The following is a 15,840-nucleotide window of genomic DNA, read 5'->3' as shown; positions in this document are numbered from 1 at the left end:
CCTAAGCGCTTCAGTTTACGGCCGATGCCCCCGGAAGGTGGCCGCCCGCGCCCCGGGCGTAGCGGCGGGGGCCGCGCCGGGTGCTACTTTAGGGCATTCAGCTCTTTCACTCCCCACCGAATTTTTCCATGTCCCACTCTCTCCGGCTGCTGGGCCTGGCGGCGCTGCTGGCCGCGGGCAGCCCGGCCCGGGCCCAGGTTACGTACCCGCGCAACGGCGTGTACGACGAGCGGCCCGGCCTCTACGCCTTCACCCACGCCACCATTCACCCCGACTACCAAACCACGCTCACCGACGCCACGCTGGTCATTCGCGACGGGCGCATCGAGGCCGTGGGCCGGGGAGTGAAAGTGCCCGCCGGCGCCGTGGTCCAGGATATGCGCGGCCAGCACATCTACCCCGGCTTCGTCGACGTGTCCACCAGCTACGGGCTGCCCGCGCCGGCCGTGGCCAACCGCGCCGGGCGCCGCGCCGGGCCGCAGTTCGAGAGCCAGAAAACCGGGGCCTACGACTGGAACCAGGCCGTGCACCCCGAAACCCACGCCGCCGAGCAGTTCAAGGTCAGCGACGAGCAGGCCGACGCCTACCGCAAGCTAGGCTTCGGGGCCGTGCTCACCCAGCAGCCCGATGGCCTGGCCCGCGGCACGGCCGCGCTGGTGAGTTTGCGCACCGACCGCCGCGAAACCGACGTGCTGCTGCTCGACCGCGCCGCCGCCGGCTTTTCCTTCGACAAGGGCAGCAGCACCCAGGACTACCCCTCGTCATTGATGGGCTCCATCGCGCTGCTGCGCCAGACCTACCTCGACGCCGACTGGAACCAGCGCAACCCGCAGAAAGAGCAGAACCTCTCGCTGCGGGCCTTCAACGAGCAGCGCCGCCTGCCCGCCATCTTCGAGGTGCGCGACAAGCAAAGCCTGCTGCGGGCCGATAAGCTGGGCGACGAGTTCGGCGTGCAGTACATCATCAAGGGCCGCGGCGACGAGTACCAGCGCCTGCCCGAGGTGAAGGCCAGCGGCGCCCCGCTCATTCTCACCCTCAACTTTCCCGATGCCTACCAGGTCGACGACGTGTACGACGCCACGCGCATCGCCCTTGCCGACCTCAAGCACTGGGAAATGGCCCCGGCCAACGCGGCGCTGCTGAGCCAGGCCGGAGTGCGCTTTGCCCTCTCGGCCGCCGACCTCAAAGACAAAAAGAAGTTTCTGCCCAACCTGCGCGTGGCCATCCGCCACGGCCTCTCGGAGCAGGAAGCTTTGCGCGCCCTCACCGCCACGCCCGCCGAGCTGCTGCGCGCCCAGGACCAGGTGGGTGCCCTGCGGCCCGGGCTGCTGGCCAACTTTTTAGTGTGCTCGGGCCGCCTGTTTGCCGACGACAACGTGCTGCTCGACAACTGGGTGCAGGGCCAGCGCTACCAGCTGAGCGAGCTGCCGGCCGACTACCGCGGCGTGTACACCCTGCAGGTGAGCGGCCAGCCCGAGCGCCGGCTGCTGGTGGCCGGCAAGCCCGAGGCGCCCGAGCTGAAAGTGGTGCTCAGCCCCCGCGACACGGTGCGCGGCACGCTGAGCGTGAGCGGCGACCTGGCCACGCTGGTGTTTGCCCAGCAGTCCAAGGCCAAAAACGCCGCCGTGCGCCTGAGCGGCTACTACACCGCCGACAGCCGCAGCTTCCAGGGCGACGGGCAGCTGCCCGACGCGACGCCGGTGAAGTGGACGGCCCGCCGCCTGGAGGAAGCTACCCGCTCGGCCCGCCGCGACTCGGCCAAGACCCCCGAGCCGGTGCAGCTGGGTACCCTGCTGTTTCCCTTTGGCGGCTACGGCCGTCCCACGCTGCCCGCCCAGGAAACGGTGCTCATCAAGAACGCCACGGTGTGGACTAATGAAAAAGACGGCAGGCTGGAGGGCGCCGACGTGCTCATCAGCGGCGGCAAAATCCGCCAGGTGGGCAAAAACCTGAGCGCCCCCAAGGAGGCCCGCACCATCGACGGCACCGGCAAGCACCTCACGGCCGGCATCATCGACGAACACTCGCACCTGGCCATCAGCGAGGGCGTGAACGAAGGTACCCAGGCCGTGACTTCCGAAGTCAGCATCGGCGACGTGGTTGACGCCGAGGACATCGACATCTACCGCGACCTGGCCGGCGGCGTGGTGGCCGCCCAACTGCTGCACGGCTCGGCCAACCCCATCGGCGGGCAATCGGCCCTGATTAAAATGCGCTGGGGCATGGCCGCCGAGCAACTGAAAATCGAGGGCGCGCCGGGCTTCATCAAGTTTGCCCTGGGCGAAAACGTGAAGCAGTCGAACTGGGGCGAGCTGAACGTGCTGCGCTTCCCGCAGACGCGCATGGGCACCGAGCAGGTGTTCGTGGATGCCTTCACCCGGGCCAAAGAGTACCAGCAGGAGTGGGCCGCCTACCGCAAGCTGGGCCGCGGCAGGCAAAAGAAAACCCCCGCCCCGCGCCGCGACCTGGAGCTGGAAGCCCTGGTGGAAATTCTGGAAGGCAAGCGCCACATCACCTGCCACAGCTACGTGCAGAGCGAGATTAACATGCTGCTGAGCGTGGCCGAGCGCCTGGGCTTCAAGGTCAACACCTTCACCCACATCCTGGAGGGCTACAAAGTAGCCGACAAAATGAAGGCCCACGGGGCCAACGCCAGCACGTTTTCCGACTGGTGGGCCTACAAGAACGAGGTGCGCGACGCCATTCCCCACAACGCGGCCATCATGCACCGCGCCGGCCTGAACGTGGCCATCAACTCCGACGACGCCGAAATGAGCCGCCGCCTCAACCAGGAAGCCGCCAAAACGGTGAAGTACGGCGGCCTCTCGGAAGAAGAAGCCCTGAAGCTGGTGACCCTGAACCCGGCCCGCATGCTGCACCTCGACGAGCGCATGGGCAGCATCCGCGCGGGCAAGGACGCCGACCTGGTGCTTTGGACCGACCACCCGCTGAGCATCTACGCCCGCGCCGAGCGCACCTTCGTCGACGGCCGCCAGCTGTTCAGCCTCGACACCGACCAGCAGCTGCGCCGCGAGCTGCAGCAGGAGCGCCAGCGCCTGGTGCAGAAAATGCTCGACGCCAAAAAAGCCGGCGCCCCCACCCAAAGCGCCGTGCAGCGCGCCCCCGGCCACTTCCACTGCGACACCGTGGGCGAGGAAAAGGAACTCGACCAGTAAGGCCGGCGGCCCGCTTTCTATTCTCAAGTAAGACTCCATGCGACTCTCCCTGAAACTTCTTTCCCTGGCCCTGCTGCTGGCCGGCGCCGCGCGGGCGCAGGTGCCCGCCCCGGCCGGCCCGCAGGCCAAGCCGGTGCTGCTGCTGGGCGCTACCCTGCACGTGGGCAACGGCACCGTGGTGCCCGATGCGGCCGTGGCCTTTGATAAGGGCCGGCTGACCTACGCCGGCGCCCAGCCGGGCTTCACGCTCGACCGCACGGCCTACGAGGTGGTGGACGTGCGCGGCCAGCACATCTACCCCGGCCTGATTCTGCCCAACAGCACCATTGGCCTGACCGAAATCGATGCCGTGCGCGCCACCGTCGACGAGCGGGAGGTGGGCACGCTCAACCCCAACGTGCGCGCCCTCATTGCCTACAACACCGACTCGGAAATCATCCCCACCGTGCGCACCAACGGCGTGTTGCTGGCACAGGTGACGCCCCGCGGCGGCCTGCTGTCGGGCCAAAGCTCGGTGGTGCAGCTCGACGCCTGGAACTGGCAGGACGCGGCCGTGAAAGCCGACGAGGGCCTGCACCTGAACTGGCCGGCCATGGTGCTGCGCCTGAACCCGGCCGAGGACGCGGCCGCCCTCGCCAAGCGCCAGGACGCCCGCGCCGCCCAGCTGCGCGAGCTGGAAAGCCTGCTCACCGAGGCCGCCGCCTACCGGCAGCTGCCCGCCGGCCGCCGTGAAAACCTGCGTCTCGCAGCCCTGGGTGGCCTGTTCGACGGCAGCAAGGCCCTGTACCTGCACGTGGACTACGGCAAGGAAATCGTGGAGGCGGTGCGCTTTGCCCGGCGCCTGGGCGTGCAGAAGCTGACCGTAGTGGGCGCCCGCGACGCCTGGATGGCCCTGGACTTTCTCAAGCAGAACAACGTGGCGGTGGTGCTGTCGCGCGTGCACGCCCTGCCCCGCCGCCCCGACGACGACTACGACCTGCCCTACAAGCTGCCCGCGCTGCTGCAGCAGGCCGGCATTCCGTTCTGCCTCGACTACCAGGGCGACATGGAAGTGGCCGGCTCGCGCAACCTGGCCTTCATTGCCGGCACCGCCGCCAACTTCGGCCTCTCCAAGGAACAGGCCCTGACGGCGGTGACGCTGAGTCCGGCCCGCATCCTGGGCCTCGACCAGAACTACGGCAGCCTGGAAACCGGCAAAAGCGCCACGCTGGTCATCAGCACCGGCGACCTGCTCGACATGCGCACCAACAACGTGACCCGCGCCTACATCGACGGCCGCGCCTTCAGCCTCGACAACAAGCAGACCTACCTAAACAAGAAGTTCAGCGGCAAGTACGGCCGGTAAGATTTCCGCTCCGTTGCCCCCGACGCCGTCCGGTTTTGCGCCGGGCGGCGTTTTGCGTGGTTATGAATTGATTATGAGTACTTAGAATTTTTTATGCGTATGAATCAAAATTTTCTTGTTTAAAATAAATAATGCCGACAGAAGGCAAGACGTTGAATATTCTATGGGCAACGCTTACCTTTCTCTTCGGCGGTGGCCCGGGGCGGCGTGGTCGGGCGTTCCACCGGCATCGGCCGGCCGCTGACGATGCCCAGAACCGCCTTATCGGGGCAGAAGCGCAGACTCCATGAGCAAACTTCTACCGGAACCCATCGATGTGCTGCTGGTCGACGACCACCCCATGGTGGTTGAAGGCATCAAGACGCTGCTGCGCCACGAGCCCGGCATCCGGGTGGTGGCCCAGGCCAGCAGCGGCGCCGAGGCCTTGCGCTGCCTGCAGCAACTGCCCGCCGTGCAGGTCGCCATTGTCGATTTGAACATGGCTGGTGGCTTGGCCGGGCCCGAGCTGACGCGCGCCCTGCGCGCTCAGGCCCCGTTGGTGCGCGTGCTGGCGTTGTCGATGAACCACGACCCGACCTCGGTGGCCGAGGTGCTAGCCGCCGGCGGCGCGGGCTACCTGCTCAAGAGCAGCAGCCGCGAGGAGCTCATCGAGGCCATCAAGCAGGTCGGGATGGGGCACACCTACTTCAGCCGCGAGGTGGGCGACGCCCTGCTGCAGAACCTGCGCCTGCCCGGCCTTGGAGCCACCGAGCGCGAGGAGCCGCCCGTGGAGCTGACGGCCCGGGAGCGAGAAATCCTGCAGCTCATTGCCTTCGAGTACTCCAACTCCCACATTGCCCAGAAGCTGTTCATCAGTGAGCGGACGGTGGAAAGCCACCGCAAAAACATCCTGACCAAAACCAAGTCCAAGTCCATTGTGGGCCTGATTCAGTACGCCCTGCGTCACAAGCTCATCAGCTGAACCGACTTGTACGCAAGCTGCCCCCGACTTGGCCACCCCGACGGTGGCTTTTTTATGCGCGTGGCCGCCCGCGACCTAACGGGGCGGCGCCGGAATAAAAAGCCTATTGGAGCAAATGGACGCGGGTACGGTCAGCTTTATCCGTGCTAGCACGGATAAAAAAATTGCGGGATACCACGGATAGCCTTGCCGTTAATTATTCTGCTATCTTAGCATCATTCAAGAAAATGATGTTTAAACAACATGATCTTGATAAGTCGGCCGACTTACTTACTAGTGCTAGTACCCCGCTCCAGCCTCTTTTCCACCACCACTTCACCAAAAACGACTATGGCCTCCAAAATTCTATCCTTCATCTGCCACGTACCGGGCGTAATTCCCGGTGCCTACCCGGCCGTGCCCACCGCCAACTCTGCAAGCCAGGCCCGCCACAGTACCGACCGCGCCGTCGATAAAGGCAGCAGCGGTCATTTCACGGCCATTTACGAAAACGAAAAGTTTGTCCGCTTCAAGTACATCGCCAACGCCGTCAGCTAAGTGCCGGCTGGCCGCCGAACCCGCTGGGTTCTGAACCGTTCTTCCGTGAACCGCGCCGCTCTCCTCCGGCCAGGAGCAGCGGCGCGGTTGCGTTTAAGCCGGGCCCCGCAGTTTCGGCTAACTTGCGAGCCGGACCAGTTGTGCCGCGTGCATGAAAATTCGTTTTGACCGGCTTTGGGCCGGTTTGTGGTTGTACTGGCTGCTGATGGCCCCGCAGGCGTCGGCGCAGGCTCTGCCCGCGGTGCAGGAGGGTATTTGGCACGGCGTAGTGGCCCGCAGCAGCGGCCGCGCCCTCGACGTACTGGGCGCCTCCAACGAGGCCGGCGCCGCCGTGGTGCAGTGGGAGTTTACCCAGGCCCACAGCCAACAGTGGCGCTTCGTGCGGGTGAGTGCGGGCAGCGAGTGGTTTCGCATCGAGGCCCGCCACAGCGGCAAGTGCCTGACCGTGGAAAAGCCCACCGACAACGCCCCCGTGGTGCAACGGCCCTACTCGGGCGGCGTGTACCAGCAGTGGAAAGCCGTGGCGGCCGGCCCGGCCGGCAGTATGCAGCTGCTGAACCGGGGCAACGAGTTCTGCCTGGCCGTGGCGGCCTCCGATAAAACCAACGGCGTGGCCGTGGTGGCCCAGCGCTACCAGGGCCGGGCCACGCAGCAGTGGCGGGTGTTTGCCCTGCAGCTGCGGCTGGCCGACAACGCCAACGCCTACGGCCGGGCCACACCCCTGAGCGCCGCTATCAACACCGCCGCCAACGAGCTGCACCCGGTGCTCACGCCCGACGGCAAAACCCTGTACTTCGCCCGCACCCGCTTTGCCGGCAACACCGAAGGCAACACCGAATCGGGCGACATCTGGACGAGCCAGACCACCGATCAGGGCCAGACCTGGAGCCCGGCCACCCGCCTCGATGCGCTCAACACGCCCCAGCACAACGGCGTGCAGGCGGTGCTCGGTGGCGGCGAGGCATTGCTCGTGCGCGGCCAGTACGCCCCCCGCGACGGCACTTCGCGCGACGAGGGCGTGTCGCGCACCGCGCAAACGGCCAAGGGCTGGAGCCGGCCCGAGCCCCTGAACATCCGTAACTACTACTCCACCGGCACTTCCACCACCTTCTACGCTACTCCCGACGGGCAGCTGCTGCTCCTGAGCCTGGAGCGCGCCGACGGGCAGGGCGGCAACGACCTGTACCTGAGCCGGCCCGATGGCAGTGGCAACTGGAGCGAGCCGCAGAGCCTGGGGGCCAGCGTCAACTCGCCCGGCTTCGAGTTTGCGCCCTGGCTCACGCCCGACGGCAAGACTTTGTATTTCGCCTCCTACGGCCACGCCGGCTACGGCGGCGCCGACATCTTCGTGAGCCGGCGCCTTGACGAATCGTGGACCCGGTGGAGCGAGCCGCGCAACCTGGGGCCCCAGGTCAACGGTCCCGGCTTCGACGCCTACTTCCAGCTCAGCGCCGACGGCAAGCAGGCCTACTTCGCCAGCGCCCGCACCGTAAACGGCCCCGCCGACCTCGTGCGCGCCGCCACCGACGCTGCCCCGCCCGATTCGGTGCCGGCCGCGCCGCCGGTAGCCGCCACACCGGCCCGGGGCGTGGTACAGGGCCGTGTGCTCGACGCCGCTACCCGCAAGCCCGTGGCCGCCGAGGTGAAAGCCCAGCGTCTGGGCGGCGAAGTGGCCTTCAGTGCTACCGGCCGCAGCGAGGCCGCGGGCGGCACCTTTCAGTTTACGCTGCTGCCCGGGCGCTACCGCGTGGTAGCTACGGCCGGCGGCTTTCTCACGGCCACCGACACCGTCAACGTAACCGGCCCCACGCGCTTGGAACTGCTGGTGGTGCCCGCGGCCGTAGGCGCCCGGCTGGAACTGCCCACGCTGATCTTCGCCCAGGGCAAGTCGGGCCTGCTGCCCGCTTCCTACGCCGAGCTCAACCGCCTGGCCCGCACCCTGAGCGACAACCCCACCGTGCGCATCCGCCTGGAGGGCCACACCGACAACGTAGGACCCGCCGACAAAAATCAGCAGCTCTCGGAGGAGCGCGTGGCCGAGGTGAAGCGCTACCTGGTGAGCCGCGGCATTGGGGCCGAGCGCATTGCCACGGTGGGCTTTGGCGGCTCGAAGCCCCGGGCCAGCAACGAGCGGGAGGAAACGCGTAAGCTCAACCGCCGCGTCGAGTTCACCATCGTCAAGTAAAGGCCTGCTTGGCGGCCGATGCGGGCCTTGCGTATGTTGCGGCCTCCACTCTTTGGTATTTGCTCATGAACGCTGCCATTGTGCGCCAACTGCCCCTGCCGGGGCTGCCGTCGGCTTCGGGTATCGAGGCCATCGGCGAGGTAGCCTACGTCATCGGCGACGATTCGCCCTTGCTGTACTGCCTCAACGCCGCCACCTTTCAGCCCGGGCAGCCCGTTACGCTGTTTGAAACCGCGCATTTCAGCTCCGGCCGCATTCCCAAGGACCTGAAGCCCGACCTGGAATGCCTCACGGCCGTGACCACCGCCGACGGCGAGTATGGCCTGCTGGCGCTGGGCTCGGGAGCCACGCCGGCCCGCGAAACCGGGTTCTGGGTGAACCTGGCGCGGGCGCAGCCCGGGGCCGCGGGCGTGTTTCCGCTGTCGTTGTCGGCGCTCTACCAAAGCATGCGGCGCCAGTTGCCCGCCGGGCTGGTGCTGAACCTGGAGGCCGCCGCTACCACGGCCGATGAGCTGTTTCTGCTGCAGCGTAGCGTGGGCACCGATTTGGGCAACCTGCTCTACCGCTGTCCGCTGGAGCCAGCCCTGGCGCTGCTGCGCCACCGCAGCAACCAGGTGCCCGCTTTTCAGGTCCAGCGCTACCAGCTGCCTGCCATCAACGGCAAACCCGCGGGTTTTTCGGGCGCTTCCGGCTTTCAGAACAAGCTGTTCGTTACGGCTTCGGTCGAAGACACGGTCGACGCCGTAGCCGATGGCGCCGTGCTGGGCAGCTTCGTGGGCTGGCTTGACCCGCAGGACCGCCGCGACCTGACCACCGCTCATCTGACGCGCCTGGAGCTGCCGGGCGGACAGCCGTATCTGGGTAAGGTCGAGAGCGTAACCGTGCGCCGCCAGCTGGGGCCCGGTCGCTACGAACTGTTGCTGGTCACCGACGACGATGCGGGTGGCTCCACGGCGCTGGTGGTTGAGCTGAGCCTTTAGAGCCTTGACGGCCTTATAAGGCGTCTAAGCAGCAGAGCTAGCTGCCATCATTCGGAGGTACCGGATTCAGCCGAGGCCACTTTGCGCAACTGCTGGGCCAGCACCAGGGTCGGACCCGAATCAAACATCACCAGCATGGCGCCATTGCGCCCGCGGATGCACTGGCCGCGCTCAGCGCGCACGGCCCGGCAGAGCTGGCCAACCAGGGGCGAGCCGCTGAGCCGGGCTAGTTGGTCGCTCAGGTAGCGGTAAACGGGGAGCTGATCGGGAGCGGACGCCCTCTACAATACGCTAGCGGTGCTGCCCAAGAGGCAAAAAATCAAGCGAGCCTGGCCGAGCGTCTAATTAGAGCGCCTGGCCAGGCTCGCCTGGTTCTGCTAAAAAGTACCCAGAGCCGGGGTCGAACCGGCACACCTTGCGGTATTGGTGTTTGAGACCAACGCGTCTACCGATTCCGCCATCTGGGCAAGACGAACAACCCGGCAGGTTGTTCAGGAACGGGAGGCAAACTTAGCCAGACTTTCGCGGATGCGCAACAGGTAGCGGCGTTTCAGGTAATAGGTGCGCACGCGCTGCAAGGCACCGAGGCGCTGGTCAGCGGGCTGTTCGGCATAGGATTCGAGCACGGGGCGGGCGGCGGCTTCCAGCTCAGCGTCAAGGCGGTTGACCTCGGCCGTGACGCGCGCGGCTACCGCCGGATCGGGCTCAAACTCCAGCTCCATGAGCTGCTCGTTGAGGTCCATAACTTCCATCAGAAAGTCCGCCGGCAGCTCCTGCTTGCCTTCCTCCAGCAGGCCGTGGCGCTGCAGAATGTACTGCAGGCGTTGGTCGAAATCGGAAAGCGTGCGGTAGGCGTTGGTGTTCAGCGTCGACAGCTCCAGCATGCGCTGCTGCTGCTCGGGCGCGGCCGTGGCGTGAAAATCGGGGTGGTACTGGCGGCTGAGCGCGTAGTACTTGGATTTGAGGGCTTTTTCGTCGGGCAAAAAGCTCTCGGGCAGCTCGTAGAAGGCGAAATAGTCGGGTTGGGACATGGGCAGAACGTCGGGGGGCGGCCCGGCAGGGGTAGAACCGCCTCAACGCGAAAAGCTCCCGCCAGGCTGAAACATAACGGCGGAAGCACGGTGAGAAATCAGGGTTACGGCTGCGAATCGGGCGGGGGCAGCTGGGCGGTGGCGGCCGTCACGGGGTGGACCGAAAAGGCCAGGGGCGGAGCGGCAAACAGCTTTTTGGTGGCCGGCCACACTTCCCCGAACAGCGTCGAGCGGCGGTAGGCTTCGAGGTCGGCGGCCGAGTTCCAGTGGCTGTGGGTGCAGAACACGTGGGGCTGGTCGGCATCCTGCCAGAGCTCCATGCGGCGGCAGCCCGGCTGCTGGCGGATGCGGTCCTCGGAGTTGCGGAACACGCGCAGAAACTCGGGCACGGCCTCGGGCCGAAACGTCAGGCGCACGATTCTTATCAGTGGGGAATGAGCGGATGAGTGATTGAGTGAATCAGCAGCAGGCGCCATACAAAAGTTTTCGGGGGGAAGAACAGAATGAACGGGCACTTCACTCATTCGCGTAATCACTCATTCACCGCAAACCGCACGTCCACCTGCGAGTCGAAGTGCAGGCCCAGCAGCTCGGAGGCGTGGCCCTGGTTGACGCCGATGCAGAGCGCGCCCTGACCGTTGTACACGCAGGCTACGTCCCCGGGGTCCACGGCTTGGAAGTGAGGCGCAAAGCCGCGCACCGACTCGCGGGCAAAGTGCACGGTGCAGGCCCGGCCGTGGCCCACGGCTTCGATGGCCGTGCGGGTGATGTTGGTAACCAGGTTGCCGTAGTGGTCGACGTGCACCACGTGGCCGGTGATGCGGTGGTCCTGCAAGCGCAGCTGGCGGTTTACGAGCGGGTTGAGCTCGGTGCCCAGCGGGCCCAGGTCGGTAAGCGAGTGGCCCTGGGCCAGGTGCGCGGCGGCGGGCGCCAGCACGTCGCGGGTGGGGGAGGCGGGCCACTCGGCGGGCGTGGGCAGGCGCACCACGTCGTCGGGACGGGCGTCGGTGAGCAGCGTCAGAATGCCGTTGTCGGCGGCCACGAAGTAGTGGCCCCGCCAGCTGGCCGCTACCCAGCCGCGGCGCGCGCCGCCGTGGTCATCGACGCCAATCAGGTGCACCGTGCCGGCGGGAAAGTCGGCGAAGACGGCCCCGAGCACGTGCACGGCGTGGGGCACGTTGTAGGGCTCGATGGCGTGGGTGAGGTCGAGCACCGGCACGGCGGGCACCAGGCCCAGCAGCCGGGCCTTCACCGCCGCCACGTAATGGTCGCGGTAGCCAAAGTCCGAAAGGAACGTAATCAGGCCCATTGACCGTTTTAGAGAAGAATGCGTACTATTGTTTGAGCCCACTGCAGAGGCGGCAAAAGTAGGCAATCGGCCCGGACTGACCGCTCAGCACCTGGGCCGTATTTGTTCTCCCACGGCGCTTTGGGCGCTTTTTTCTCCCCTGTAGCTTGGTCGAAAAAGTCATTACGCTCGAGAATGTGTCGCTCATCGACTTCTTAGGGCCCGACAACCAGAATATCCGCCAGCTGGCGGCCGCCTTCCCCGGCAGCAAAATCATTTCGCGCGGCAACGAGATTAAAATCCAGGGCCAGACGGCCGTTATCCAGCGCATCAACGACATCCTGTCCTCGCTCATCGAGCACTATCACCAGTACGGGCAGGTGACCGACAAAACCGTGTCGCAGTTTCTGGGCTCCTCCGACGACGAGCTGGAGGACGCGCGCATGGCGGCCTCGCCCGACGTAATTCTGTTCGGGGCCAAGGGCGGCATCATCAAGGCCAAGACGGCCAACCAGCAGCGCCTGGTCGATGCCGTGCTCAAAAACGATTTGGTGTTTGCCCTCGGGCCGGCCGGTACCGGCAAAACCTACATATCGGTGGCCCTGGCCGTGCGGGCGCTCAAGAATAAGGAGGTCAAGAAAATCATCATCTCGCGCCCCGTGGTGGAAGCCGGCGAAAGTCTGGGCTTTCTGCCCGGCGACATGAAGGAGAAGGTCGACCCCTACCTGCGCCCGATCTACGACGCGCTGGAGGATATGCTGCCGCCCGAGAAGTTCAAGTTCTACCTCGAGAACAAGACCATCGAAATTGCCCCGCTGGCGTACATGCGCGGCCGCACGCTCAACCACGCCTTCGTGCTGCTCGACGAGGCGCAGAACACCACGCCCTCGCAGCTGAAGATGTTTCTGACCCGCATGGGCCCGAACGCCAAGGTGATGGTGAACGGCGACCGAAGCCAGGTGGATTTGCCCACCAAGCAGAAGTCGGGGCTGATTCAGGCCCTGGACATTCTGCAGGAGGTGCCCGGCATCGGCTTCGTGGAAATGACCGCCGAGGACGTGGTGCGCCACCGCCTGGTGAAGCAGATCGTGCTGGCCTACGACAAGCACGACGCCGACCAGCAGCGCGCCCAGGCCGAGCGCCCGGTGCGCCCCGCCCGCTACTACCAGCCCGGCCAGCGCCCCAACGAGGATCTGCCCAGTGAGGAGCTGCCCGTCAACCACGAGCAGGCTTAACACCCCGGGTTCATCGGAGCAGGCCAGTGCATAGGTGGTGCCACGACTCTAAAAGTTGTGGCACCACTACTTTTAGTGCGCCTGCGTTTCGGCGCGGGTCAGCTGAGCATTCCCCAGTTGGCCCGCTGCTGGCGCAAGGCCCTGCTAGTTAATCGACCATCCCAGCCGTGAACTCCGAACCATTCTCCGTATCCGCGCAGCGCGTCAGCTCGCCTGAAGACCTCGCCGCCGCTTTTGCCATTCGCCACCGGGTATTCGTGGAAGGCCAGGGCGTACCCGCCAGCAAAGAGCACGACCAGCACGATCAAGCCAACGCGGTGCATTATTTGGCCCGCGCCGCCGACGGCACCCCGTGCGGGGCGGCCCGCTGGCGACGCACCGACCAGGGGGTGAAACTGGAGCGCTTTGCCGTGCTGGCCGCGTACCGCAATCAGCAGGTGGGCGCGGCGCTGCTGCGGGCGGTGCTGCGCGACGTGCAGGCCGCCCACCCCGACGCCGTGGTGTATCTGCACGCCCAACTGGCTGCCGTGCGCTTTTACCGGCGGCATGGCTTCGTCACGGTGGGAGAGCAGTTTACCGAAGCCGGCATCGAGCACTACCGGATGCAGTGGCGACCCGCTGAGCAGTAACCGGGGCGGAGCCTTGCCCGGCTGAAATTATTTCCCTAAATCGTACAGCGCCGCTGCGGTGGCGCTGTACGATTTAGGGAATTATTATTTTGCCGATTCAGCCATGAGTATCCGGGCTACCACTATTCCGTGGGCCACCCATCCGGCGGTGCGCCTCGTGCTGGCTTTGCTGGCGGGCATTGTTTTCTGGTTTCACTGGGGCGCGACGCTGCCGGAGCTGCTGCCCTGGCTGCTGGCGGCCGTGCCCCTGTACCTGGCGCTGCACCTCTGGGCCGGGCAGCGCGCCGGCGCGGGCGCTACCGATGCGCTGGGGCTGCTGGCACTGCTGGTTACGGCCTTGGCCGGCACCGTGGCCGCACAGCAAGCCACCGAAAGCCGCTACGCCGACCACCTCTACCGCTGGCCGAACATTGAGTTCTACCGCGCCGTGGTTGACGACACCCCGGTCATCCGGCCCAAAACCTACGCCACTACCCTGCGCGTGTCGGCCGTACGGGTAGCCGGGCAGTGGCATTCGGCCCGGGGCGGGGTGCGCATTTCCGTGCCGCGCTACGAAGCCGGGGCGCAGGAACCCCGCTACGGCCAGGTGTGGCTGGTGCGCGGCAGCCCGGCGCCGGCCAAGGCCCCGCTTAACCCCGGCGAGTTTGATTACCGCCGCTACCTGAGCTACCACCAGATCTTCCACCAGCAGTTCGTGCACCCCGATCAGTACCGGGTGCTGGCCTTCGCGCCGCCCAACTGGCTGCGGCACTACAGCATCGGCGCCGCCCGGCAGCTCGATAGCGTATTCCGGCGCTACGTGCGGGCGCCGCGCGAGTTTGCCATTGCCGATGCCCTGGTGCTGGGCCTGAAGGACGACGTGGACGCCGAAACCAAGCAGGCCTACGCTAACACCGGCACCACCCACATCATGGCCGTATCGGGGCTGCAGGTGGGGCTGCTGTTTACCGTGCTGCAACTCATCCTGAGCCGCTTTTTCGGCCACCTGCGCGGCTTCCGCTACTGGTCGGCGGCGCTGGGGCTGCTGGTTATCTGGGCCTACGCCTTTCTCACCGGGCTGTCGGCCTCGGTGCTGCGGGCGGCGGTCATGTTCACCTTCGTGGCCTCGGCCAAAGCCTGGGAGCGGCAAAGCAACATGTACAACACCCTGGCCGTGGCCGCCTTCTGCCTGCTGCTCTACGACCCCTACCTGGTGGTAGACGTGGGCTTTCAGCTCTCGTTTCTGGCCGTGCTCAGCATTGTGTACCTGCAGCCGCGCATTGCCCGCTGGTTCGACGCCCAGGAGTGGGCCGCCCGGCAGCGCCGGCCCTGGCAGCCGCGCTGGCGCCAACAGTTGCTGGGCCGCACGGCCTGGGCGTTTGATGCGGTGTGGCAGGCGGTGGCATTGTCGCTGGCCGCGCAGGTCGCCACGTTTCCGCTGGGCTTGTTTTACTTTCACCAATTTCCGCTAAACTTCCTGCTCTCCAATCTGATAGCCGTGCCTATCTCATCGGTGGCGCTCTACGTGGGCTTGCTGCTGCAGGCCGTGGCCCTGCCCCTGGAGTGGCTGGCGGCGCAGCTGGAGTGGCCGGGGTTGCTGGTGGTGCCGCGGGCCGTGGGCTGGGTGTTCGAAAAGCTGATCTGGTGCTTCAACGAGTACATCCTGCTGGTGGGCAACTCCCTGCCCGGGGCGCTGCTGCAGGGCATTTACCTCTCGCCCGCGCAGGCCTGGCTGCTGTACTTGCTCATTGCCCTGGGGCTGGCCTTTCTGGCCTGGCGCCGGCTGGCCTGGCTCGGGGCCGTGGCGGCCGTGGGGCTGGTATTTGTGGGCAGCCGGGTGGTGGCCGCCCGCGAAATAGCCGCCGACCGCCGGCTCATCATCTACAGCATTCCGCGGCGCTCGGCGCTAGGTCTGCACGACGGCGCGGCGGCCCTGGTGCTCACGCCTGACTCGCTGCCGCTCAACCACACCGAGCAAACTTACCGCGTGCTGCCGGGCCTGACCGCGCGCGGCAACCGCCGGGTGCGCTACGTGGCGGGCTGGCCCGCCCGGGAGCTGGCCGTGCGCCGCCTGGGTGCCGAAGGGCCGGTGCTGCTGAGCTGGCACGGCTGCCGGGTGGCCTGGGTGAGCAACCGGCTGTGGGCGGGGCAGCGGCCGGTGCCGGTCGACATAGTGGTACTGCGCCGCAACGCCTGGGTGAAGCCCGAGCACCTGCGCGCCACCTTCGGCCCGCGCGTGCAGGTGGTGTTCGACTCGTCGTGCCGCAGCTGGTACGTGGAGAAGCTCGGCCCGCCGCTGCGGGCCGCCGGCCTGCGCGTGCACGACGTGACCATGCAGGGCGCCTGGGTGCAGCCCCTGACCGGCGAGCAGGCAACCCGCGGGAGCCGGGCGGCCGAGTAGAATTGCAACGAGGCCGACCGAAACGCGAAGTATTTCGTAAATAGGGCTCATCCCGACGCCGCGCGCGTGCCGCGTATTTTGTCGCATCATTTT

The 15,840-nt window shown here is 66.4% G+C and carries 13 protein-coding genes and 1 tRNA gene; 9 read left to right on the top strand and 5 right to left on the bottom strand.

What is annotated here, in order from left to right:
• Positions 1-128: 128 nt before the first annotated feature.
• The 6 genes from ACE191_RS08300 to ACE191_RS08275 all read left to right on the top strand — a co-directional run bounded on the left by ACE191_RS08300 (position 129) and on the right by ACE191_RS08275 (position 9,184).
• Complete coding sequence (locus ACE191_RS08300; protein ID WP_400191728.1) at positions 129-3,176, top strand: amidohydrolase family protein; 3,048 nt, start codon at positions 129-131, stop codon at positions 3,174-3,176.
• Positions 3,177-3,213: 37 nt separating this feature from the next.
• Positions 3,214-4,521 carry an amidohydrolase family protein gene (locus ACE191_RS08295; RefSeq protein ID WP_400191727.1) on the top strand — a complete coding sequence of 436 codons (1,308 nt, stop codon included), beginning with the start codon at positions 3,214-3,216 and terminating at the stop codon, positions 4,519-4,521.
• Positions 4,522-4,807: 286 nt separating this feature from the next.
• Positions 4,808-5,482, top strand: coding sequence for a response regulator (locus tag ACE191_RS08290; protein ID WP_400191726.1), 675 nt, complete (start codon positions 4,808-4,810; stop codon positions 5,480-5,482).
• A gap of 330 nt (positions 5,483-5,812) precedes the next feature.
• Positions 5,813-6,019: a hypothetical protein gene (locus ACE191_RS08285; RefSeq protein ID WP_400191725.1), complete on the top strand. Its 207-nt coding sequence runs from the start codon at positions 5,813-5,815 to the stop codon at positions 6,017-6,019.
• A gap of 151 nt (positions 6,020-6,170) precedes the next feature.
• On the top strand, positions 6,171-8,204 hold the full coding sequence (locus ACE191_RS08280; RefSeq protein WP_400191724.1) for an RICIN domain-containing protein: 2,034 nt from the start codon (positions 6,171-6,173) through the stop codon (positions 8,202-8,204).
• A gap of 65 nt (positions 8,205-8,269) precedes the next feature.
• The gene (locus ACE191_RS08275) at positions 8,270-9,184 is read left to right on the top strand and encodes a DUF6929 family protein (protein ID WP_400191723.1); all 915 of its coding nucleotides are present in this window, start codon (positions 8,270-8,272) and stop codon (positions 9,182-9,184) included.
• 47 nt (positions 9,185-9,231) lie between these two features.
• Here the strand turns inward: ACE191_RS08275 and ACE191_RS08270 are convergent, their stop codons facing one another.
• From ACE191_RS08270 to ACE191_RS08250, 5 genes are all read right to left on the bottom strand, one after another.
• A complete protein-coding gene (locus tag ACE191_RS08270) occupies positions 9,232-9,366 on the bottom strand; it encodes a hypothetical protein (protein ID WP_400191722.1) in 135 nt (44 codons plus the stop codon).
• 203 nt (positions 9,367-9,569) lie between these two features.
• A tRNA-Leu gene (locus ACE191_RS08265) sits at positions 9,570-9,651 on the bottom strand.
• 24 nt (positions 9,652-9,675) lie between these two features.
• Entirely contained in the window at positions 9,676-10,215 is a 540-nt protein-coding gene (hscB, locus tag ACE191_RS08260) for a Fe-S protein assembly co-chaperone HscB (RefSeq protein ID WP_400191721.1), read from the bottom strand.
• 104 nt (positions 10,216-10,319) lie between these two features.
• Positions 10,320-10,631, bottom strand: a complete 312-nt coding sequence (locus ACE191_RS08255) for a putative quinol monooxygenase (RefSeq protein ID WP_400191720.1) — start codon at positions 10,629-10,631, stop codon at positions 10,320-10,322.
• 116 nt (positions 10,632-10,747) lie between these two features.
• On the bottom strand, positions 10,748-11,524 hold the full coding sequence (locus ACE191_RS08250; protein ID WP_400191719.1) for an S-adenosyl-l-methionine hydroxide adenosyltransferase family protein: 777 nt from the start codon (positions 11,522-11,524) through the stop codon (positions 10,748-10,750).
• A 146-nt stretch (positions 11,525-11,670) separates the two neighbouring features.
• Between ACE191_RS08250 and ACE191_RS08245 the strand changes: the two genes are divergently transcribed.
• The 3 genes from ACE191_RS08245 to ACE191_RS08235 all read left to right on the top strand — a co-directional run bounded on the left by ACE191_RS08245 (position 11,671) and on the right by ACE191_RS08235 (position 15,747).
• Positions 11,671-12,738, top strand: coding sequence for a PhoH family protein (locus ACE191_RS08245; protein WP_400191718.1), 1,068 nt, complete (start codon positions 11,671-11,673; stop codon positions 12,736-12,738).
• A 167-nt stretch (positions 12,739-12,905) separates the two neighbouring features.
• Positions 12,906-13,367: a GNAT family N-acetyltransferase gene (locus ACE191_RS08240; protein WP_400191717.1), complete on the top strand. Its 462-nt coding sequence runs from the start codon at positions 12,906-12,908 to the stop codon at positions 13,365-13,367.
• Positions 13,368-13,470: 103 nt separating this feature from the next.
• Complete coding sequence (locus ACE191_RS08235; protein ID WP_400191716.1) at positions 13,471-15,747, top strand: ComEC/Rec2 family competence protein; 2,277 nt, start codon at positions 13,471-13,473, stop codon at positions 15,745-15,747.
• Positions 15,748-15,840: the final 93 nt, after the last annotated feature.

The organism is Hymenobacter sp. B81, from assembly GCF_044628455.1.
Taxonomy (GTDB): Bacteria; Bacteroidota; Bacteroidia; order Cytophagales; family Hymenobacteraceae; genus Solirubrum.
The sequence above is the reverse complement of the archived record's forward strand: the minus strand, read 5'-3'. Positions and strand labels throughout refer to the sequence as shown.

Coding starts and splice junctions, on each gene's coding strand:
- ACE191_RS08300 (WP_400191728.1), top strand. CDS start 129: ATGTCCCACTCTCTCCGGCTGCTGGGCCTGGCGGCGCTGCTGGCCGCG.
- ACE191_RS08295 (WP_400191727.1), top strand. CDS start 3,214: ATGCGACTCTCCCTGAAACTTCTTTCCCTGGCCCTGCTGCTGGCCGGC.
- ACE191_RS08290 (WP_400191726.1), top strand. CDS start 4,808: ATGAGCAAACTTCTACCGGAACCCATCGATGTGCTGCTGGTCGACGAC.
- ACE191_RS08285 (WP_400191725.1), top strand. CDS start 5,813: ATGGCCTCCAAAATTCTATCCTTCATCTGCCACGTACCGGGCGTAATT.
- ACE191_RS08280 (WP_400191724.1), top strand. CDS start 6,171: ATGAAAATTCGTTTTGACCGGCTTTGGGCCGGTTTGTGGTTGTACTGG.
- ACE191_RS08275 (WP_400191723.1), top strand. CDS start 8,270: ATGAACGCTGCCATTGTGCGCCAACTGCCCCTGCCGGGGCTGCCGTCG.
- hscB (WP_400191721.1), bottom strand. CDS start 10,215: ATGTCCCAACCCGACTATTTCGCCTTCTACGAGCTGCCCGAGAGCTTT.
- ACE191_RS08250 (WP_400191719.1), bottom strand. CDS start 11,524: ATGGGCCTGATTACGTTCCTTTCGGACTTTGGCTACCGCGACCATTAC.
- ACE191_RS08235 (WP_400191716.1), top strand. CDS start 13,471: ATGAGTATCCGGGCTACCACTATTCCGTGGGCCACCCATCCGGCGGTG.